We start from the raw sequence: 22196 nt of genomic DNA, 5'->3' as shown, positions 1-22196 counted from the left end.
CTTCGGTCGCCTTTTTTATGGAATTTAATTATGTTAATTAAACCAAAAGAGATCACTGTTATTGATAGTGATCGTGAAGAACACACTTTTATTATTAGCCGATTACCTGCAACGATTGGACGAGAAATTCTTGCTAAATACCCTTTATCAAATGCACCCAAAATTGGTGATTATGAAGTTAGCAAAGAAGCCATGTTAAAAATGATGGCTTATGTTGCAATCGAAAAAGAAGGGCAAGAAATTTATCTAAAAACCAGCACATTAATTGATAATCATGTGCCCGATGGAGAAGCTTTGATCCGTCTTGAGCTCGAAATGTTGAAGTACAATACCAGTTTTTTCGGCAAAGACGGGAGCCAAAATTTCCTACAATACCTTCTAGGCAAGTTCAGCGGTTCTCTCCCGTCGATTATAAAAACGCTGATGGCTTCTTTGCAGTCATCATCTCCGCGGGTTTCGCCTCCTTCACAGAACTCAAAACAACCATAGATCTAGAAGAAGCCTTTGATCTGTGGGAGATCGCGATTACTAATCGTTATAACGAGGCGCTTGCCGCGTCAAAGGAGAGATAATGTCTCTATTACAGGTATTTTCTCAGGTACTGATGTTGGAGGCTGAAGTATCTGATAGTGCATTAGCAAATATCAGAAAATCGGCAGATGAAATCCTTGTTGAGATGAAAAATATTGAGCAGGGTGTTTCAGACGGTATCACTAGTTTCTATAATTTTGTTCAAGAAATTCATCTCAATCTTGGTGAATTATCCGAAGATCATGACATAAGTATTTCATTTAATAGTGATGAAATTACAAGTGCTTCTGTAATCGTTGAAAATTCAATTCAAAGCATTGTTAAAAGCGCGCTAATGGGAACGCAAGAGTTTGATAAATTCTTGCAAGAAATCTTAGTGGGTATGTTGGGCTTATCACTTGATGAACCAATAAATATTGATCTTAATATTAGTGAAACTCAAGATAAAATTAATTCAGTAACACAAAGTATTGATTTTCTAAAAAGTTCTATGTCGGTATTAGATTATCAAAGAGGATTGGTTAATAACAATGGTGTGGCTGAAGCCCATATTTTAGCAAGTCTCAATGCTGAATATGATGCAATGGAGGATCAACTATCCTCATTGAATAATGAATTGGGATCTTTAACTGAAGCCGAGAAGAAAAATAAAGAAAGTAAAATTGCTATTGATGCGCTCATTAAGCAATTAGGCGCCGATTACGATACTTTTATTGGCACAATGCAAACACAAGGCATTAAGGCTGCGGTCGAAGAAGCTAAAGCTCAACGTCGATTAGGTGAGAGTGTTGATGAAACAGGTAAGAGCTATCAAAAAACCGTAGAGAAAATGAAGGATTATGTTCTTAACGCTATGGGGGTTAAGGATATTACGGGAGCTTTACAAAAGGTTTTCACTGCTTCATTAGATCGTGCCAAAGAAATAGAGTCATTAGATAAACTAAGTAAGAAGATAGGTATCGCGGCTATCGATATCGATGCTTTTTCCGGTGCTATGGCTGAAATGGGAGGAACAAAAGAAGCCGCTCAAGCCGATTTAACTGCAATGGCAAATGCATTTACTGATACAGAAGATCCTATCGAACAACTATTAAAAACAGCAGACAAAGTCAAAGGAATGAGCTTTGAAGGAGCCCAAAAAGAGCTGGAAAAATTGGGTGTTGTGGATGAAAAAACCATTGAATTAATGATGAAAGGCCGGGAAGAATTAGAGCGCACAATGGGGGTGCAAAAACAATTCTCTGGCATTAATGATGAAAGTATCGAAAGTTCTATTCAACTTAATGCAGTAATGAATAAGTTTGATCAATTAGCAGCACAATTAAAAAACAACTTTTTGGAGATAATCATTCCTGTTCTTGCAAAAGGAATAACGTGGTTTGATAAATTAGTTAGTTTCTGTATTGAGAATAAAGATTTTGTTATCGGTTTTTTTTCCGCGATTGGTAGCGCTGTTGCTATTTATTATCTGCCCGCGATGATATCTGCGGCAGTTGCTACACTTGCTACAGCACTTCCTATATTAGCTATTGCAGCGGTTATTGGTCTCTTAGCGACGGCATTTAAACTCGTCTATGACGATATTATGAATTTTATTAGTGGTAATGATTCAATGATAGGCAGCATTTTGGATCAATACCCAGTGCTTAAAGACGCAATAATGGTTGTATGGGAAGCTTGGCAAACTTTTGTTCAATCTTTAAAGATTGCTTCAAAGGTTCTTGCGGAACAATTTATTGCTGCTTGGAATTATATATCTGACGCATTTAACCAATTTGTTATAGCGCTTAATGCGGGCATTAATAATATTATCGAGTGGGGGCAATCGATAATTAGTGTCTTTATTTTTGTCTCTGATGCAGTGGTTAGTGTATTTAGTTGGATGTGGGAATATATAGAGAAAATATTAGGTTGGGTTAATGAGGGGATTGATTCCATAAAGGGGATTTGGCAATCAGCAAAAAGCTTTTTGGGAATGGAAGATGACGAGAAAGAGGTCACTGTTGTTCAAAAAGTAGAGCGAAAATTATCTGATGAAGGTAGTCTCAATTATACCCTGCCACAGTCAAATCCAACGATGCGATATTATAATCCAATACAAGATGTAAATGCGTTAAATAATGGATTAACACTATCTTCAACAAATAGTTTAAACCCAATGACTAGCCAAATGATCAGTAACCAATCAAGCATTAAAAATGAAAATAATGTTCAAATTGGTGAAATCAGAGTTGAAACACAAGCCACTGATGGCGTTGCTGTTGCTAAAGTTCTTGATGAGACATTGAAAAATAAAGCCTCTAAAGAAATATCAGAGCATTATTCTAGCGGAGGGAAGGCTTAACTATGATAACGGAAGTTAGAATTTTTGATTTAGAGTCATTCACAACGTTATTTGATAGCGTTAATCCGATGAAAGTTTCAATTACTGATAGTCATCAAGTCATTAAATTTGCGGTTGAAAATGGCGAAAATCGTAGCGACCACGTCATTATTAATCCTATTAATATAGGTGTCGAGTTACTATTAACGGGTGATATTGCGGATCGTTATTCTATTATAAAGCAGCTTTATGACGAACATACATTAGTGGGAATTCAAACTAGAGTCAGAACCTATCAACCAATGTTGTTAGAAAGTTTGACTCACGATGAAGATCCCCAAAAAGTGAATGCCATCGAATTAAAACTTAAATTTACAGAATGGAAAACAATAGAGCCCGAATATAATAAAAAATCCTCTAAATCGACCAAAAAACCAAAACAAACCTCAACAGTTAATCGTGGTAATGTCAAAAGTAAAAAATCAACACAAGCAGGAAAAAAATAAAAATAGGAGATAGATAAAATGCAAGTTATTCCATTACAAGCTATTCCTAATCAGCGATTTTCTATCGAAATAGCCGGTGTTGATTGGACATTTACGCTAAAAGTCGCTAATCAAACAATGTTTTTTGATATTGAGCGAGATGGTGAAGTGCTTATTACAGGTATTCGCTTAGTTGCTAATACACCTATTATCCCTTATCGATATTTAAACCAGGGGATTAATTTAATGTTTCTAACAGAAAATGATGCTTTACCGTGGTATGAGGAATTTACAAAAACACAATCATTAGTGTATTGGAGTAATGAAGATGGATCTTCGGCGAATAAGGGTGGGGATTGAGGTCGGTGAAAGGCTTCAATGGTATGAAGGATTGCGTATATCAGCAGGAGGAAAGAAATATGCAAATCCATTACAAAACGAATGTAAAATCGCTATTACAGGGCTTAATACCGAAACAAGAGATTATTTGCTGACGGAAACAAGTCCTTATAATAAAAATAAGCAAGTTCGACGACTTTATTTAGAAGTTGGTCGAATTAACTCTGGGCTATTCTCACTTTTTATTGGCGATATTGTCAGTGCAGAAATAGACTCTCCTCCGGATGTCACCGTAACGTTATCTGCAAAAACTAGCCACCATTGTTCTGGAAAAATTATTTCTTCTAGTGGTGGCGCAATTCAAAAATTGAGTGAAATCGCGTTAACCATTGCTAATGATTGTGGCGTGAAATTGGATTTTCAGGCAACCGATAAGAATATTGCTAATTGGTATTATTGTGGCTCTGCATTACATCAAATAGAGCGTTTACAAGAGTCGGGAAATGTTAAAGCTTTTATTGATGATGATACGTTATTTGTAAAAGATGATGATAAAGCATTAAAAAGCCGATTTCGTATTTTGAATATGAATTCAGGCATGATTGGAATTCCCAAAGCCACTGAGAGTGGCTTAACGGTGAGTTATCTTATCGATAGCACATCTGAACTAGGCGGAATGCTTCGCCTCGATAGCAAATTAAATACCTCACTAAATGGTGACTACATTATTGAGCAACTTGAATTTAAAGTTGCTTCACATGATGCAGATTTCACTTATACCGCAACGTGTAAACGAGCTTAATTATGAGTAAACCCAATAATGATATTGCCAGTGTTGGTTCACTGGCAGGGGCTTTTTCGTCTGCATTTCGCCATTTAATGATGAATACAGATGATATGTTACCCGCAACCGTCATTAATTATGATGAGCAAACTAATCGAGCCATGATCAAACCTTTGGTCATGATGTTGACTACGGATGATGAAAAAATCTCTCGGGCACCGGTTGCTAATATTCCCGTGTTTCGATTTGGTGGTGGCGGTTTTTTTATTAGAGCGCCAATTAAACCGGGTGACTTTGGCTGGCTAAAGGCGAGTGATCGCGATATTAGCCTTATTTTTCAACGTGGTGGTTTGGAAGATCAACCCAATACAACACGATTACATTCGTTTAGTGATGCTATGTTTTTTCCTGATACGATCAAAGGATGGGCGATTGATGGGGAGAATATTGATGCCTTGGTTATTCAGTCAATGGATGGTTCAGTCTGTTTCTCTCTTCATAACGATAAAGTTGTATTAGAAGCCCCAAAATATGAAATCAATGCACCTGAAACGATATTTACTGGCAATGTGACGGTTAATGGTAATTACGCCGTAAATGGTAATAGTGATTCACAAGGTGGAGTGATGCGCCATAACGGAAAGGATATCGGCTCAACACATACTCATAGTGGAGTGCAATCAGGGAAAGATAATACAGGGAGTCCAATATGAGGACATTTTCAATAAATCAGCAGAATGATTTTGCGATAGGTGCTGATGGTAACCTTCAAATTTGCGACAACGATGAAGCTGTAAAAAACGTTTGTCAGCATTTTATTAAAGCTGTACGTGGTGAAATGCTACATAAAAAAGATAAAGGAATTCCTTATTGGTCAGCAACGTTTAGTCGACAAGTAGATATACCTTTATTTGAAATGGCATTTCGACAACGTATTGCAGAAATAGAGGAAGTTGTTGCTATCACTTATTTCCATGCTTTTCTAGAAGAGGGGACATTGAAATATCAGGCAGATATACGCACGATATATGGAGGATTTACATTGAATGGCTGACTATCGTTATATTAATAATAAAGGGGTGATTGTTCCAGACACATCGACGTTACGAAATAATGTCGAAGATGAATTTCGCGCTGTATTTGGTCAATCTATTAATTTATCGCCAGAAACCCCACAAGGGGTATTGGCAACTATGGAAATTGAAAATAGAGATGCCATTGTTCGTAATAATGCTGAGCTCGCAAATCAAATAAATCCCGATATTGCTGGTGGTGTTTTTCTCGATGCAATTTGGGCGTTAATGGGCGGAGAGCGTATTAATGCCACACATTCCTATTTAAGTGACGTCGAGTTTACTGGTATCCCCGGTACTATTATTCCTAAAGGCTCTCAGGCTCTCACAATAACAGGTGCTACCTTTGAAACGTTATCACCATTAATTATCGCTAATAACGGGAAAATTAAAGGCGATATGCGAGCCAAAGAATATGGTCCTATTGCTTGTGGCGTTGGGCAATTAAATAAAGTGGCAAGTTCTGTCTTAGGATGGGAAAAAGTAAATAACTTAACCCATGCTGTTGTTGGTCGCCATGCTGAGTCAGATATAAAGGCAAGGCGTCGGCGTAAACAAACATTAGCTAAAAATACAGTTAGTGTTGCAGAAGCAATTACCTCTTCGTTATATGAATTAGAGGGAGTTAATTCTCTTTCTTTTCGTGAAAATTTTAATGATAAAGCGTTAGTTGTCGATGGTATCTCATTATTACCTCACAGCATTTATGTGTGTGTGGAAGGTGGAGATAGCCATGAAATTGCTAAATCATTATTAAGAACAAAAACAATAGGCGCTGCATTTAATGGTGATATTGAAATAAATGTAATAGAGCCAGCAAGTGGGCAAGAATATCCTATTAAGTTTTCACGTCCGAAAGAAGTGCCTGTGTTTTGCCGTGTTTCTGTAAAAAAATCCAATATTGATGCGCAAACCATTATTCCTAATGCGCTAGAGAAATGGGTTCAGGGCGAAATAGATGGAGATAATGGGTTGGTGGTTGGGCGAGAAATTTCTCCTTTTGAAATTTCAGCAGCGGTTAATGCGGTTGAGCCTCATTTATTTGTCACTAAAGTGGAACTTTCAACAGATGGAAAAAATTGGAATGTTGCATTAATTCCTATCAAACTTAATCAAATTGCCCGATTACCAAAAGGGGCAGTACAAGTGGTGATCGTATGAATATTCAAGAATTTGATTTTCATTCTGATCTACTAAAAGCAATCCTCTGGCAATATGAAAACGCAGATAAATTAAAAGCATTAGCACATTTAAAAGCTATTTACTTTAATCAATCTACGGTTACTTTTTGGCAAAACTGGTATCGAGATATCTTTAATATTGATACAGCTAACGATTTTGGTTTATCAGTATGGTCACGTATTTTAGATGTACCTTTAGGCATCGATATTCCTCCTAGTGATAAAAACAAAATAGGTTTTGGTTTTGGTAAAAAGAAAACCAATTTTAAAGCAAATTTTCGACGAAATGCTGATTACACTTTATCGCTGACTTTAGATCAAAAAAGAATGCTGGTGAGAATGCGTTATTTCAATCTCACTCAAAGTCCTACCGTAACCAATATTAATGAATTTCTTAAACGTTTTTTCTGGCGTGAGGATAGCAAGGTTTTTGTGCTCGATCCTTTTGATATGACGTATATGTATTACGTTTTTAATTTTAATCCAGATGAACGTTTACGCCTTTTATTAGAAAACTTCGATTTAATGCCTCGCCCTTCAGGTGTAGGTGTCAAATATCGCATCATAACCAAAAAAGCTTTTGGTTATGGTCAATATCGTAAAAACTTTCTGAAGAGTAATTTCGGAGAATAATCCCTATGACTAAAATATTTAAAACCCCCTTTGCAACACAAGGGGATAAAACAGTTGTACCTGTTGAAATACAATCTGATGGTTCTGTGTCTTATACACAAGGTTATGGTTATGATTATGAACGTGACCAAGTGACTGATCCGGCTGCAAAAGATATTGAACGTGAAAAAATGAATAGTTTATTTCACGATATCACCGAGTCTATTGGTGAAATGCAATTGCAGGGTTTTGCTAAGTGGTCGGAAGCGGGGAAACCTTACCCTATTCGTAGTGTGGTTTATCATAAAAATAAAGTTTGGCAGTCTAAAATTGAAAATAATAATGTTGAGCCAGTCGCAGGTAATGCATGGATTGAATTAAAAGCTGATATTAATGCAAATGATGTAGGTGCTTATTCTAAAGGTGATGCAGATAAACGTTTTCAACCTGTAGGTAAATATCAAGCTGAAGGCTATGGTTATTCAAAAGCAGAATCTGATACCAAATATCAACCTAAAGGGAATTATGCCCCAGCTGGAAATTATGCTAACAAAGGGGAAAGCTATACCAAAGTAGAATCGGATGGTAAATATCAGCCAAAAGGAAGTTATCAGCCTGCGGGAAATTATGCGACTAAAGGCGAAAGCTATACTAAAACAGAATCTGATAGTAAATATCAGGGGAAAGGGAATTACCAAGCAGCGGGTTATAGTTACTCAAAATCTGAAGCGGATAATAAATATCAAGCTAAAGGTAGTTATGTTGCCATAACGCGTAAAGTTAATGATAAGCCATTGAGTGGTGATGTGACAGTAACATCGCAAGATATTTTTAATGGTCAAGCTATCTCAATTGGCGCGAATCAAAATTTAAATAACTATAAAACAGCGGGTATTTATTTTCAGCCTGCCAATGCGAATGCAACGGCAAATTTAAATTACCCAGAAGCGATGGCGGGGACATTAATTGTTTTAAAAAATGCAGGCATTACCCAGCTTTATTATGTTTATAACACTAGCCGTATTTATTCTCGTAGCCAGTATGATAAAGGTAATTTTACACCTTGGGCTAAAGAGTTTAATAGTCAAAATAAACCGACAGCAGCTGATGTGGGGGCTTATTCCAAGGGTGAATCAGATGGTAAATATCAACCGAAAGGGAATTATTTAGCATCAGGTTATAGTTATTCAAAAGGCGAATCAGATGGAAAATATCAGCCAAAAGGAAGCTATTTAACATCGGGTTATAGCTATTCCAAAGGTGAGTCTGATAGTAAATATCAACCAAAAGGGAATTTTGGTTCTAGAAATACAGCAAGTAAAGCTGATAGTGGTTGGTGGAAATGTAATGATACAGGTATTATTTATCAATGGGGAAACACTGGCGCTATACCTAGAGATGGTGGTAAGGTTATAATTTTTCCATTATCTTTTCCAAATAAGTGTACTTCTGTAGTTTCTGTTTCCAGTAAATTAAATCGCGACCAATATAATAATGGTGTTTCTATTATAAACTTAACAAAATCTAATTTTACTGTAGTGCACCAATCTTATGAAAATAGCTACCATTGGTTTGCAATTGGATATTAACAGAGGAGCTTTTATGTATTATTCTGCATCAAAAAATGGATTTTTTGATGAAACGATTCATAAGGATATTCCTGATGATGTTAAAAAAATTTCTTATGAATATTATATTGAGCTTTTTTCTTCCCAAGGTATTAATAAAAAAATTCAAGCAGATAAGAATGGGTATCCAGTATTGGCTGAATTGAGAGATGATGAGGATTTGGTTTCATTTGCTAATGGAAATAAGAGGCGAAATTTAAGTTGGGTTACTAATGAATTGAGATTATTAGATTATTCAATAGAGCTGAAAATTATTACCGCGGATGAAAGAATAAGGAGAAATAAATTGATGAAATATTTTATAGAGTTATCTAAGATAAATATTAATGATGGTGAAAATATAGAATGGCCAGAAAAACCAGATTAAGTCTATATTATTCATCTTAGTTTTTATATAACTAGCTCACTAATCTTATAGTGGTTGTGAGCTATGAAAAAATTCTAAACTATATCAATTCTAGTTATATATTTTTCTGCAAAAAGTAATCCGATAATATAAACTTAACCTTCTAAATATTAGAAGCTGTTTAACAAAAAAATACCATGAAAATCACCTCCGCCACATACCACCATCTTTCTGCGCTTATTGAGTTAGATACTTATGCTCAACAGGATGCTTCGCGTATTGAAGAAATTAAAGCTTGGCTATCTAGCCAAGCTGTTTATCTTCTTGAAGTGGATGCGCAGATTGTGGGTTATGGTGTTATTCATCATCACTTTTTTAATCAGCCCTTTATTAAACTTGTGATGATAGATAAGAAGTATCGCCAAAAAGGCTATGGAAAACGCTTGATTACTTATTTTCAAGAGAATACGCAAGGAGATAAGCTATTTACATCAACCAATAAATCTAATCATGCAATGCGAAATATGCTCATTCAGTTAGGGTTTATTGAAAGTGGTTGTATTGAAAACCTTGATGAAAATGATCCTGAAATGATTTATTGTTTTATTAAGTAAAAAGAACTTCTTATAGCGTATTAAATAAAAAACCATCTAGAAATAGATGGTTTTAAACAAAACTATTTTATCTTATTTTTATCGTTAAGCTCAATTTCGATAGGAATATAGTAATTCACATCTTTCACTAAAGGAATTGGTTTATAAGCTAGGCTAGAAACTGGATATTCCTCTTTAAAAATATATTCCTCAATATCGGGCGACCCCTTCTTTCTGGGTATATTTAACTTTCTAAGTAAAATACCATAAATATTATAGATAATATCTTTATACTCTAATGTGAGTAATTTTTCAGGGATCGTGAATTTAAGATATTTAGCATTCTCGATATGCGCTTTATGCAAAAATTGTGCATTATACACTTCAGGTTTATTTTCCATCATAGTTGCATATTTTATCGTTAATTCATTATTTTTCTTAGATAAAATATTATGTAAAGCATAAATTCGCTCATGTTTGTAGAGCGCATTTTGAAAAAATACCTTCCAATACTCTTCTCGTGATTTTTCTGTATTAAAATTCCAATCAATTGCATTGGCTTTATAGGTGTGATCTATTCCCGTTAAAGAGAGAGAATCAATAGTGACGATTTCGATATCTAAATTAAAACCACTAAATTTTCTTAACGGTAATGTAAAGCCATGAGCCTGCCAATTCTCTTTTCTACGATAATTATAGGGCGTCATATTAAACAGCTTTTTAAACGCTCTTGAGAAAGTTTGTTGCGAGTCAAAACGATATTTTAACGCAATATCAAGTAGTGGCGTTCTTTGTAAGCGTAATTCAACAGCGGCACAAGAAAGTCGCCTAGCTCGAATATAAGACGCTAATGTTAATCCTGTTTGCTCTTTAAACATGCGTTGAAGATGCCATTTGGAATATCCTGATTTTTGTGAAACATTCTCAAGTTTTAGATCTTTCTCTAAATTTTCTTCAATCCAATAGATAATATCTGTAATGACATTTTCACTAAACATATTCTAGCTCTAATTAAAAATTATTATTGGTGATGGTAAATAATATGCGTATTCGACCAATTTACATAAGATACTGTAATGAAATTAAGCTTGATTGTAAATTTATAAAAATATTTACTCGAATATTATGTTTAAAAATGGCACTCTATTTTCGATAAAGTGACTATTAAATATAACGTATTGACATTGCTTGTTAATATTGTAATTTCTTGAATGAAATAACGAGCAATTAGATATTCTTTTTTAGATAAAATCTAAGCTAAAAGTGTTATTTTTAAAAAGTAGCTAATATATTTATTTAAGAGTAGAAAAGAAAATAGTTATTATTCTAATTTAATAGAATATAACTACTGTTATTAAGTTTAAATTAAAAAAATTAACTAAAAATAGAGAAGATAAGTGCCATAGGAAAGCTAAGAGGCCAAGTTAAGGCAATTAATAATGCGCTTAAAAGGCGCATGGCAAGACTAGGATCTTTGGTTAAAAAGAAAGTAATAATAAACGATATTACAGCTCCAATAAGGTAGCTTATTCCAATAATAGAGATAGCAGACATAACAGATCATTCAGTAAATAGACTGCAACAATTGTACTCCAAAATTGTTAAAGAAACAGAGGAATAGGGCAAACTTTTCAATAAATGTCATTACTAATGTGCAAATTTTAAACATTCATCTCACTTTTGATCTCTGGTTTCTTTTGGGTGTAATCACACAAGATAATAACAAGGTTAAAGCAGAAAAATTAAAAGTTGAAATGTAGTGCATTGATTTAATTGTTTATTTATAACAATCTTTATTGTCATAACATGATGTTTTTAAAAAATAAAATAAGACGGTATCGATCTTTTTTAGTGGTTTCACTATAAAAATTAAAATTTTTAAATGCTGATTTTTAAGGCAGGATAGAGATACAGAGATAAATTTGATGCTTGTAAAATGTGCAGGCTAGTTAAATTGCATCATAATATCGACAGAATGTAACAAATGGAATGAATACCATTTTATACATATTTGTAAATAAATTGGCTTATGGATGGCGCGACTTAATGGATTTAAGCGTTAGCTAGGAAGCATTTTAAATCCCCTTTAAAGATTAAAGAGGGGATTTATTTTTATGTCCTTTTCGGATAGGGATCAATAGCTGTTGCTATATTAAAATGGTAACTTACCAAAGTAGTAACTCGCCAATGACGTTTATTTTGATGAAAATAAACGCTATTTTGATTAATAAACAACTAGCGTGGTAGTTTTTATGATCCCTTATCAATCAACTTTGACGTTTTGGTTTGAAGAATGCACACCAGAGCAATGGTTTAAAAAAGATACTCAGTTTGATAAAGAAATTAGCCGTAGATTTGGTGAATTATGTTTAAGTGCAAGTCGTGGTGAACTAGCATCGTGGAGAGAAACGATAGAAGGGCGCTTAGCTGAGATTATTATTCTTGATCAGTTCTCGCGTAATATTTGGCGTGATACGCCAAAAGCCTTTGCCCAAGATAATATGGCATTAATCTTAGCGCAAGAAGCTATCCGGTTACCTGAATACCTGACATTAGCACCAGTTAAACGTAAGTTTATGATAATGCCATTTATGCATTCAGAATCACCTAAAATTCATCAAGATGCGGTTATATTGTTTTCTCAGATTGATGATGAAAATACTTATCAATATGAACTAAGACACAAAGAAATTATTGATAAATATGGTCGTTATCCTCATCGTAATGCCATCTTAGGTCGAACATCTACGCCAGAAGAATTAGATTTTTTACAGCAACCTGGCTCTTCATTCTAAAAAAAATGCATACCTTTTCGGGTATGCATTTTTGTCTCTTTTCTATGGACGATTAATCAGCCATAAAATTAAGATTACATAGTAATATGCCATAAGTTATAAAAGGCGATACGGCCTGATAACTCAGCAATAATGACCGCAGCCGCGCAAGTTGCTAGCGTCATTTTTGATGCTTGCGCTTTTACTGCAGTAAATCCTACGATAACCACACCTAATGCTAATACAGCTAACTGGAATCCCCAAAATAGAGATTGATCAGCGCTAAGTTCAGGGCCTGTAAAGCCAAGGAAGCTAACATAACCAGAACGAGTCGCAAAAGTAATAATGGCACCGATAATAAAGGATAATGCGCCTAAACGTCTTGCACCTGTAGCCATTGCTAATACACCACCGCCAACTAACAGCGTCATCCAAAATTGCAATGTGGTGTAGTCTGTATTCCAGTTAGCAATTGTAGGAATATGATAGACTTGTGGAATTGACCAAACAAATGCTAGACCGAAAACAACAGTAAGTAGGTTACAAATTTCACGTAAACCCTTCCATTTTTTCATAATAGTGAGTGCAACAGTTGCAAAAGCAAAACCTGTAAACACACCACTTAAGAAGGCTTCGTTACTCATTGGAGAACGACCAACGCCTAATAACATATTGAAAAAACGCAGTGGCTGACCAACGTGTAATCCACCAATACCTAAACCAACTAACATTAAAATCAAGGCTAAAATATTAGCATTACGCAGTTGGTTTTCATCAATTTGACCTAATTTTTTACTGATATAAGCAATAAGAAACAGGCCTGCTGCTGACGAACCTAAAACAGTAAAAAAGACTAGAGGAAGTTCATGCATGGTTTATACCTCCGCCGCATTTTGAACTGAGCCGGTTTTATCACCAGAAGGTTTAGCTTCTTTGTGTGCTTTGATCACGATATTTGGATTGGTCAAACTAGGATCAGGCATTGGCGCGATACCACATTCAGTACCGTGTTTTGCTCTGATCACTTCAATATCATCAAAATCAAGCGCACGTTGAGGACAAGACTCAACACAAACCGGTTTCATGCCTTGTGCTACACGTTCGTAGCAACCATCACACTTAGACATGAGTTTTTTCTTCTCATCGAATTGTGGCGCACCATAAGGGCAACGTAATTCGCAATAACGGCAACCAACACAAATATCTTGGTTAACAACCACTAAACCATCTTCTTCACGTTTATGCATAGCGCCAGTTGGACAACCTGCAACGCAAGTAGGATTTGAACAGTGGTTACAAGAAATGGATAAATAATAACTATAGATATTTTGTGTCCAGATCCCGTCTTGTTTTGCCCAGCTACCACCACCGTATTCGTAAACACGACGGAATTTAGGGCCTAAATTTAAATCTTTTTCATCCTTGCAACTGACTTGACATGTTTTACAGCCAGTGCATTTAGTGGAGTCAAAATAAAAACCATATTGCTTCATGAGTTAACTCCTTATGCACGTTTCACTTCAACAAGGTTTGTATGTTGTGGATTTCCTTTAGCAAACGGCGATGGGTGCCAGCTTGTTAATGTATTAATACATCCACCTGTATCTACACCTGTTGTATCAAGTGAACGCCATGCACCTTGCGGTACTGCAATCACACCAGGTAATACACGATCTGTAACTTTGACGAGAATATTCAAACGACCACGGGCATTATAAATTTCAGCGATATCGCCAGATTTTAATCCGCGTTCAGCCGCATCAATTGGGTTTAGCCAGAATTGATGAGGAATAGCTTCACGTAACATAGCAACGTTATAGTAACTTGAGTGAACGTGGCCTTTATCGTGGAAACCAGTCATTTGCAGAGGGAATTTCTCTTTAAGCTTAACGTTTTCAACGCCTTCTTCATTCTTACAATATTCTGGAATTGCAGGGATACGATCGCCTTCTGGTAACACCCAGCCATCAGTATCTTGCATTAGTTTTTCAGAATAAATTTCAATCTTACCTGACGCTGTTTTTAGTGGATTAGCGATAGGATCTTGACGGAATGCTTCGAGTGCAACGTATTGATTACGGTTAGGTAATTTACGATCGATAATTCCTACATCATTAGTTTCTGCAAATGTAGGCAGCGCTGGGTTTTTCTCACGCATTTGGTTATAGCAATATTCAATCCACTCTTCGTAAGTACGTCCTTCAGTGAATTGTTCTTTGGTACCCATCTTTTCTGCAATGTCAGTTAAGACATCATAGCAAGGGCGGTTTTCCCAAAGTGGTTTAATCGCATTTTGTAAACGGACAACATAGTGGTAAGCGCCACTGGCGTAAGAGTTATTGATAAGATCGTTTGTCTCAACTGTTGTCACATCTGGCAGTAAAATATCAGCGTATTTTGCAGATGGTGTCATGTGGTTATCCCACACTAAAATAAACTCACATTTTGATTCATCTTGCAGTAAATCATGTGTTTTATTCAAGTCAGCGTGTTGGTTACCAATCACGTTACTGGAATAACACCACATAAATTTAATGCCAGTATCAAGTTTATCTTTATTTCTAACACCAGCATTTTTACTGGTTAACTCTTCACCACGTGCAATTGCTTCAGACCACATAAAAGTTGGGATCAGCGTTTTTACTGGGTTAGGAAGTGCAAAGCTTGCAACAGGGTAAGCGACGTTACCGCCCCAACAACCAGTATTTGTACCAGGGCGACCGATATGACCTGACATTAATGGTAGCATCATAATCGCACGACATGCTTGCTCACCATTTGAAGTACGCTGGATGCCCCAACCTTGAGAAATCCATGCTGCTCTTGCACCGCCAATTTCACGCGCTAATTGGATGATACGTGCAACAGAAATACCAGTTAATTTACTTGCCCACTCAGGTGTTTTTGCAATGCCATCAGGGCCATTACCTAAAATGTAATCTTTATAAGAGCCATTTTCAGGTGCTGATGCAGGTAATGTTTGTTTATCCCAACCGACACAATATTCACGTAAGAAATCTTCATCGGTGATACCTTCTTGGATCATCACATAGCCTAATGCAGCCACTAATGCAGCATCAGTACCTGGATAAATTGGGATCCATTCGGCACCTAATGTTGTCACACTGTCGGTACGACGAGGGTCGATGATGATAACTTTACTTTTGCTCTTATCTAACGCATTTAACGTTTCATAGAACTGACCACCACCAGACATACGTGTTTCAGCCAAGTTATGACCAAACATCACCACTAAGTCTGAATTCTCAATTTCTGTTAACAGTGATTCCAGCATATCGCCATAAACATAAGGCACAATACCAGTTAATTGAGAGTATGAATAAGTACCATAGTCACTTAAAAAACCACCGACAGTACTTAATAAACGTTTACATGCAGTTCTACCGTGTAAGTTTGCACCAGTAGAGCCTGTACCATATTGGTAATAAATGGACTCATTACCATATTTTTCAATGGTATATTTTAATTTTTCCGCGATGATTGAAGTCGCTTCATCCCAAGAAATACGTTCAAATTTACCTTCACCACGCTTACCAACACGTTTCATTGGGTATTTTAAACGATCTGGGTTATATGTTTTCCAACGTACAGAACGACCACGAAGACACGGACGAATTTGGTGAAGACCAAATGTTGAATCATCATACATAGTTTCATTAGAAATACGGCGAATCACACCATCTTTCACATGAACTTTTAATGGACAACGGCTACCACAGTTCACTAGACATGCACTGTACTTGATAGTTTCAGAAGTCTCATCAGGACGAATACCCTGGGGAGTTTGAGCATTAGCAGCGAATGGTAATGAAACCGTTCCTGCAACAGCAGCAGCTCCAGAAATAACTGCTGCAGACTGAATGAATCCACGCCGACTCATTTCAGTCATAGAAGTATTATTTTTAATTTTTGACATTGACATTACCCTAACATTTTTCACAACAAGTAAAGTTGTATATATATGTTAAGTTATAACCCTTCTACCTATAATGATTTATATCAATATAAAAAATGTTAATAACGTTATATAAAAAAATAATTATTAAACAAATGGTTACAATTTCTGATTAATACCACTTTAGTGGTAAATAAAATATCAAATAAATAGGAATTAACAATCGAACGATATATAAAATATAACATATCGATTTTTGCTAATATATAGAAAAACAAGATTGTTAACATGATAACAAAATAAAAGATATAAAAATATTTGTTAATAAGAAAAGTAAAAAAGAAGAATAATTCTCCTTTTTTACTTAATACAAAATGATTTATTGCGGATTATTTTCAGCAGGAAATCTGAGTGCTCTTACATCATTTCCAGTTGGAGATTGGTGAACTCTTAAGCCAAATTGAGGCAAAATAGCAAAGATATGATCAAATATATCTGATTGAATAGCCTCGTATTGAACCCAAACGGTGGTGTTAGTGAAAGCATAAATTTCAATGGGAAGCCCATCTGAGGTGGGTGCTAATTGTCTTACCATAATCGTCATTTGCTTATGTACGTTAGGATGGTTTTTTAAATAAGCTTCAACATACGCACGGAAGGTTCCAATATTGGTCATGCCACGCTGGTTTAATGGCGTTTGACATTCATTGCCCAAAGTTGCATTGAATTGATTAATTTCGCTTTCCTTATTTTTGATATAAGGTGCTAATAAGTGAGCTTTTTCTAGATCATCAAGTTGTTTTTTATCTAAAAAATGGATGCTATTAATATCAAGAGCAAGACTTCGTTTAATACGACGTCCACCTGATTTTGTCATTGCTTGCCAATTTTTAAAGGAATCTGAAATCAGAGAATAAGTTGGAATAGTGGTGACAGTATTATCCCAATTACGCACCTTAACGGTCGTTAAACTAATATCAATAACGGCGCCATCAGCACCATATTTAGGCATCTCTAGCCAATCACCAAGGCTTATCATATTGTTTGCAGACAGTTGAATACCGGCAACTAATCCCATAATAGGATCTTTAAACACCAACATTAATACAGCCGTCATGGCACCTAAACCACTAAGTAAAATAAGTGGTGATTTGCCAATAAGTAGGGAAATAATCATTATCCCAATTAGCACAGAGGCGGCGAGTTTTAAGCTTTGAAAAATACCTTTTAATGGTAATCGGCCAAATGAGGATGAATTTCTCATGATCTGCATACAGAGATCCATAATAGAGAAAAGCATCAACAAGCCGAAAATTAAACACCATGCTTGAGCGCTGGTGGTGAGAATTTCTTGTGTTTTACCTGATCCCATCCACACCAGCGCTTGGATATTAACAACAACACCTTGGATTAAAAAAGCAAAACGACTAAATAGTTTATTTATTTCTAGAGAAAGTTGCCATTTCTGATCGTACTGAGTTATTGCTTTGGAAATTTTAGGTAAGACTAACTTGTGCAAAATAAAATGGAGAATGATTGCGACAAGAAAAATAATGGCTAAAACGAGTAGGAGAGAAGCGATTTGGGCATACTCCTCATTGAATTGACGTATCCATGTAAGCAGTTGCTGCTGCATAAAATATCCTCATAGTTAATGTGAGCTATATATTAAGAGTACAGAAAAGAGAGCTTAGTTCAAGAAGGTGAATTTTTTGTTACGAAAAATACGAGGGTACACGAGGTAATGAATAAACGTAAAGAGAGGAGTAAAAGCCAGAAATAGTCTTTTGTGCGATGAGGGTGCTACTTCTGGCTTTATACTGTATTTTATTTTTAAATCAAATAATTACAGTAAACGAGTTGATGATAATTGTACAACAACTTGGTGCAGGTGAGTAATAAAAGAAGTCATTGATTTCATATTAAGTATCCTATTAATAAAATGTGATTCACGTCACAAATATTTTCTGATATTGATTTTAATCACATTTCCATAACAGTCAATAGCTTTATACAAAAATATTTTAAAATTTAAATTATTTTTTATGTTAAAGGCATTTTTTAGCGATCAATTTGAGATAATTTTATTAGGATCGATTTTTATCTTATTGTTTATTAGGTATTTATTTCTTCCATCTGACAACAATACTTAGTTGACTTTTTTCTATTGTGATTTTCACTCAAAATTTTTGCTTTAAGCTAAAAATGGAATCGGAAAAAGAAAGGAAATCACTCAATGAATATCGAAACAAAAGAAGAACGCCTGCAAAAAATTATACAAGGTGAGAAGGACATTCTGGCCTTTCAGCCCCCTATTTATAATGCACAATCACAAGTTGTCGTTGATGCCGATGTGAAAGTTGAATTTAATCAGATCAAATCATCACCCGATGAAGCTGATAACGAAGTTAAAATGAATAGAGTCATCAAATATGAGGTTGTTGTAACGGGGATTAATCTGCGTTTAGCCGAATGGCGTACAAGCCCTAAAGGGATTTTAATTTTACCTAATAATAAAGATGTCTACATTACGATAGTGGATAATAATAAAACAGAGATCTCTTTAACGGGAAATCGTAATGGTGTGGCGTCATTGCAATTGATATTAAAAGATGAAGATGATGAAAGCATTGTGTATTACGCAACGCCGATTCAAATTCGAGTTACGCCTCCAAAGCCTAATCCTAACACTGATTGCGCTGTGACTAATTGTGAAAAGTTTGATGATTTACTGACAATACGTTCGGAATCGATGCAATGGCCAAGCAAATGGGCAAGTGTACCTAAAAATTTTGTTGTACATTTACAGGATAAAGAAGGTGAAGATGTTTCAAATAAAGAGGTAAAGCTCGTTTACGATACGGATAATAGTAGCTTAGAGGTTGAACCAGAAATTTATAATTCCGATGGTGAAAAAATTAATATAGGAAAAACTAATAAGTACGGTATCGCAAATTTTAAAGTGAAAATTAAGAAGAGTGAACCTAAGCAAATTGCTGTTTTTCATGCTGAATCTGAAAATAGCGAAGAGCCGGATAAACCTCTTAAATCAAGAGATTACTATGTTGAAATGACAACCGAAAAATTACCATCGCCAAAAGTTCCGGCAACGTTAAATGGTATTTTAAGCTATCACAGCGAAAATTATTGTGTGAATGCAAACCTAATTTTAGGACGCGATATTAGCGAAAGCACACAGGTTGGTTTTTATTTTAATGACCAATTAAAAATGTTGCCTTGTACTGACAAGTCAGCTGTTTCGGTAAGGCTGGAAAATCAAGCGTTAACTAATGGTATTCATTATATCTCTTTCTTTACGGTTGATATCTTTGATAATATTTGTTTCTCCCGACGTGAACGTATTATTGTCGATAATTCTTTAACGGGGGAGTGTGGTAAACAAATTAAAAATATTGCACCTAAACCTTGTATTAGTGTCACTATTCCACAAATTTGTGATCGCTATTTTAATTCTGTGAATATTAGGCTCGTACCTTCTTTATGTTTACAGATTAAAAACCGCGTTGCCAAAATGAATATTCAAAAAATGGTTATCATTTTTAATGGTTACTCTAAGGTCAATAGTAGTGAAAGAACGTTGGTGTATCGTTCTACACTTGAAATTTATGCTGATGATCCTCGTTTAGGCAATTTCTTACAGGATACCACGCCGAATAATGAGCCTATTAATGTGGTTGAAGTACTAGAACCTGCGTTAGAAAGTATTTTGGCAGATGCGTTGCCAAATATTGAAGTAGGGCAATTAGGTATTCAAGTCATGGTCTTTGAAAATACAGGTAATTGCTACCTTTGCGGGGAGAATATGTATACGGTATCTCTGCGCTTACCTTGTGCTTGATGCCTCTGTTTCGTTTTCCATAAATTAAGAGCCACTTATGTGGCTCTTAGTCTATATAAAATGGATGAGATTATTATTACTGAATAATCAATTAATGGGTCATTCTTTTTATTGCACTGGTTATCGATAATATTGTGATAGAACTTAAAATGAGTTGTATACCAATCAATGCCATAACTAATGCCACTGAGGTTTCAGGGCCGAAAGCAAGCAAGAAATAGGCAATTACTAAATCTAAAAATCCCACCAAGATATTAAACCAGCCATAAAAATTATCTTTGATCTGTTTAAAACCTATATTTAGGCGCAGTATTCCTGCAAAAATAAATAAAAAACCGATAAAAAAGGCGAGGCTAAGCATACCTTTTAGTGGGTCGGTGACAAAAATATAGCCAAGCAGGAGATAAATAAAACCCGCCAATAATGTGATCAACATTGACCAACCAGAAGAGACTTGAGCATTAAAACCACCAATAATGCTGGATATTGCGCAGGCAAAAAATACAACACCGAGTAATATACTGATAACAATGCCAGAAGAAAGTGGGTTAATAATACAGATAAAACCTGCAATGAAACCCAATGTGGCAATAACAGTCATTAAAGTACATTGTTTTTTAACCAGTTTCTCTGTTAGCTGGGATAAATTATTTTTATTAATATCTAACATAGCCACCTCTTATCCTTATATTTGGTACATAAGTTAAATTATAGCAATTTCTGCTTATATAACATGGCTTAGTTACATAAAACTATAATTAAAAAGAGGTAGTGATGTGGAAGATCGTCTTTAAAATAGAAAGTTGAAAGAGTAAGGTAGTGGATTAAGATAAATTGTTAATAAAATTTATAACGGAGGTAAAATGTCTGATATCGTGTATTTAGACAGTCACTTTGTACCTAAAGAGCAGGCTAAAATATCTGTTTTTGACCGTGGTTTTTTATTTGCAGATGCCGTTTATGAAGTCACTGCCGTTATTGATGGTCAGCTTATTGACTTTAATGGGCATTTTCAACGCTTACAGCGTTCATGCAAAGAATTAGCGCTATCGCTTTCTATTACCAAAGAGCAGCTAATTGATGTTCATCATCAACTTATCGAAAAAAATAACCTTCATGAAGGGCTTATTTATTTACAAATAACACGAGGCACTGATTCCTCTCGTTTTTTTGATTTTCCGGCTTCATCTGTTCCTTCTACAATAGTTGCTTTTGTTCAGCACTCCACAGTCATTAACCATCCCAATGCAAAAAAAGGTATTTCGGTAGTGAGTGTTGAAGATATTCGCTGGCAACGTTGTGATATTAAAACAGTGGCATTATTAGCGGCATGTTTAGCAAAACACCATGCACATCAACAAGGTGCTGATGATGCTATTTTAATTAAAGATGGTTATATAACAGAAGGGAGTTCAAGTAACTTCTTTATTGTTAATCACGATAATGAAATTATTACACGGCCATTGAGTCAGAATATTTTACCCGGTATTACCCGCCAAGCGATTATTCAGTTAGCACAAGAAGAAGGGCTTAAAATAACAGAACGCCTATTTACGCTTGATGAAGCTAAAAAAGCAAAAGAAGCTTTTATTAGTTCAGCAACCACATTTATTTGGCCAGTTGTTTCAATCGATAATGAAGATATAAATCAGGGAAAAGTTGGGCATTTATCTCAACGTCTACGAGAGATCTACATTGATAAAGCACTTAAGAAGTAATTGAATAAGCAGATATTCTTTATCAAATTTATCG

At 35.3% G+C, this 22196-nt stretch carries 22 protein-coding genes and 1 pseudogene; 16 read left to right on the top strand and 7 right to left on the bottom strand.

Annotated elements, in window-relative coordinates; translation table 11 throughout:
* Positions 1–30 precede the first annotated feature (30 nt).
* The 13 genes and pseudogenes from NBG71_RS07270 (at position 31) to NBG71_RS07215 (ending at position 9916) form a co-directional block, all read left to right on the top strand.
* Positions 31–489, top strand: a complete 459-nt coding sequence (locus NBG71_RS07270) for a hypothetical protein (RefSeq protein ID WP_075674210.1) — start codon at positions 31–33, stop codon at positions 487–489.
* Positions 490–571: 82 nt separating this feature from the next.
* Complete coding sequence (locus tag NBG71_RS07265; protein ID WP_250916726.1) at positions 572–2875, top strand: phage tail family protein; 2304 nt, start codon at positions 572–574, stop codon at positions 2873–2875.
* A 2-nt stretch (positions 2876–2877) separates the two neighbouring features.
* Positions 2878–3360, top strand: coding sequence for a phage baseplate protein (locus tag NBG71_RS07260; RefSeq protein WP_075674208.1), 483 nt, complete (start codon positions 2878–2880; stop codon positions 3358–3360).
* An 18-nt stretch (positions 3361–3378) separates the two neighbouring features.
* Positions 3379–3699 carry a phage baseplate plug family protein gene (locus NBG71_RS07255; protein WP_075674207.1) on the top strand — a complete coding sequence of 107 codons (321 nt, stop codon included), beginning with the start codon at positions 3379–3381 and terminating at the stop codon, positions 3697–3699.
* Positions 3668–4480: a baseplate hub protein gene (locus NBG71_RS07250; RefSeq protein WP_075674206.1), complete on the top strand. Its 813-nt coding sequence runs from the start codon at positions 3668–3670 to the stop codon at positions 4478–4480. Before NBG71_RS07255 ends, NBG71_RS07250 begins: the two co-directional genes overlap by 32 nt.
* Positions 4481–4482: 2 nt before the next feature.
* A complete protein-coding gene (locus NBG71_RS07245; protein ID WP_075674205.1) occupies positions 4483–5175 on the top strand; it encodes a Gp138 family membrane-puncturing spike protein in 693 nt (230 codons plus the stop codon).
* Positions 5172–5516 carry a contractile injection system sheath initiator gene (locus tag NBG71_RS07240; protein WP_075674204.1) on the top strand — a complete coding sequence of 115 codons (345 nt, stop codon included), beginning with the start codon at positions 5172–5174 and terminating at the stop codon, positions 5514–5516. Before NBG71_RS07245 ends, NBG71_RS07240 begins: the two co-directional genes overlap by 4 nt.
* Positions 5509–6696, top strand: a complete 1188-nt coding sequence (locus NBG71_RS07235) for a baseplate J/gp47 family protein (protein WP_075674203.1) — start codon at positions 5509–5511, stop codon at positions 6694–6696. Before NBG71_RS07240 ends, NBG71_RS07235 begins: the two co-directional genes overlap by 8 nt.
* Entirely contained in the window at positions 6693–7349 is a 657-nt protein-coding gene (locus NBG71_RS07230; RefSeq protein ID WP_099660638.1) for a DUF2612 domain-containing protein, read from the top strand. The genes NBG71_RS07235 and NBG71_RS07230 overlap by 4 nt, the downstream gene beginning before the upstream one ends.
* Before the next feature lie 5 nt (positions 7350–7354).
* Positions 7355–7735: pseudogene (locus tag NBG71_RS18845) on the top strand (hypothetical protein); the annotation flags it as partial.
* Entirely contained in the window at positions 7718–8917 is a 1200-nt protein-coding gene (locus tag NBG71_RS07225) for a pyocin knob domain-containing protein (RefSeq protein ID WP_342601562.1), read from the top strand. The pseudogene NBG71_RS18845 and the gene NBG71_RS07225, both read left to right, overlap by 18 nt.
* Before the next feature lie 13 nt (positions 8918–8930).
* Entirely contained in the window at positions 8931–9323 is a 393-nt protein-coding gene (locus tag NBG71_RS07220) for a tail fiber assembly protein (protein WP_180273036.1), read from the top strand.
* Positions 9324–9499: 176 nt separating this feature from the next.
* On the top strand, positions 9500–9916 hold the full coding sequence (locus tag NBG71_RS07215) for a GNAT family N-acetyltransferase (RefSeq protein WP_250916724.1): 417 nt from the start codon (positions 9500–9502) through the stop codon (positions 9914–9916).
* Between the two features lie 62 nt (positions 9917–9978).
* Here NBG71_RS07215 and NBG71_RS07210 read toward each other — a convergent pair whose 3' ends face one another.
* Both NBG71_RS07210 and NBG71_RS07205 read right to left on the bottom strand, forming a co-directional pair.
* Positions 9979–10893, bottom strand: coding sequence for a helix-turn-helix domain-containing protein (locus NBG71_RS07210; protein ID WP_099660635.1), 915 nt, complete (start codon positions 10891–10893; stop codon positions 9979–9981).
* A 376-nt stretch (positions 10894–11269) separates the two neighbouring features.
* Positions 11270–11449 (bottom strand): GhoT/OrtT family toxin, encoded by a 180-nt coding sequence (locus tag NBG71_RS07205; protein ID WP_036912664.1) that lies wholly within the window; start codon positions 11447–11449, stop codon positions 11270–11272.
* 698 nt (positions 11450–12147) lie between these two features.
* On the opposite strand from NBG71_RS07205, the gene NBG71_RS07200 reads away from it, so the two are divergent.
* The gene (locus NBG71_RS07200; protein ID WP_075674189.1) at positions 12148–12690 is read left to right on the top strand and encodes a DUF924 family protein; all 543 of its coding nucleotides are present in this window, start codon (positions 12148–12150) and stop codon (positions 12688–12690) included.
* Positions 12691–12764: 74 nt separating this feature from the next.
* Here NBG71_RS07200 and NBG71_RS07195 read toward each other — a convergent pair whose 3' ends face one another.
* From NBG71_RS07195 to NBG71_RS07180, 4 genes are all read right to left on the bottom strand, one after another.
* Positions 12765–13541 carry a dimethyl sulfoxide reductase anchor subunit family protein gene (locus NBG71_RS07195; protein ID WP_075674188.1) on the bottom strand — a complete coding sequence of 259 codons (777 nt, stop codon included), beginning with the start codon at positions 13539–13541 and terminating at the stop codon, positions 12765–12767.
* A gap of 3 nt (positions 13542–13544) precedes the next feature.
* On the bottom strand, positions 13545–14162 hold the full coding sequence (locus tag NBG71_RS07190) for a DMSO/selenate family reductase complex B subunit (protein WP_250916723.1): 618 nt from the start codon (positions 14160–14162) through the stop codon (positions 13545–13547).
* Between the two features lie 11 nt (positions 14163–14173).
* Positions 14174–16606: a DMSO/selenate family reductase complex A subunit gene (locus NBG71_RS07185; RefSeq protein WP_075674187.1), complete on the bottom strand. Its 2433-nt coding sequence runs from the start codon at positions 16604–16606 to the stop codon at positions 14174–14176.
* Positions 16607–16964: 358 nt separating this feature from the next.
* Entirely contained in the window at positions 16965–18221 is a 1257-nt protein-coding gene (locus tag NBG71_RS07180) for a mechanosensitive ion channel family protein (RefSeq protein ID WP_075674186.1), read from the bottom strand.
* 600 nt (positions 18222–18821) lie between these two features.
* Between NBG71_RS07180 and NBG71_RS07175 the strand changes: the two genes are divergently transcribed.
* The gene (locus NBG71_RS07175; RefSeq protein WP_075674185.1) at positions 18822–20444 is read left to right on the top strand and encodes a hypothetical protein; all 1623 of its coding nucleotides are present in this window, start codon (positions 18822–18824) and stop codon (positions 20442–20444) included.
* A 91-nt stretch (positions 20445–20535) separates the two neighbouring features.
* Here the strand turns inward: NBG71_RS07175 and NBG71_RS07170 are convergent, their stop codons facing one another.
* Positions 20536–21114, bottom strand: coding sequence for an HdeD family acid-resistance protein (locus NBG71_RS07170; RefSeq protein ID WP_075674184.1), 579 nt, complete (start codon positions 21112–21114; stop codon positions 20536–20538).
* A 193-nt stretch (positions 21115–21307) separates the two neighbouring features.
* On the opposite strand from NBG71_RS07170, the gene NBG71_RS07165 reads away from it, so the two are divergent.
* Entirely contained in the window at positions 21308–22162 is an 855-nt protein-coding gene (locus NBG71_RS07165) for a D-amino-acid transaminase (protein ID WP_075674183.1), read from the top strand.
* Positions 22163–22196: the final 34 nt, after the last annotated feature.

This window comes from Proteus sp. FZP2095, assembly GCF_023701425.1.
Classification (GTDB): domain Bacteria; phylum Pseudomonadota; class Gammaproteobacteria; order Enterobacterales; family Enterobacteriaceae; genus Proteus; species Proteus cibarius.
Note: the sequence above shows the minus strand (reverse complement) of the source record. Positions and strands in the feature narration are given on the sequence as shown.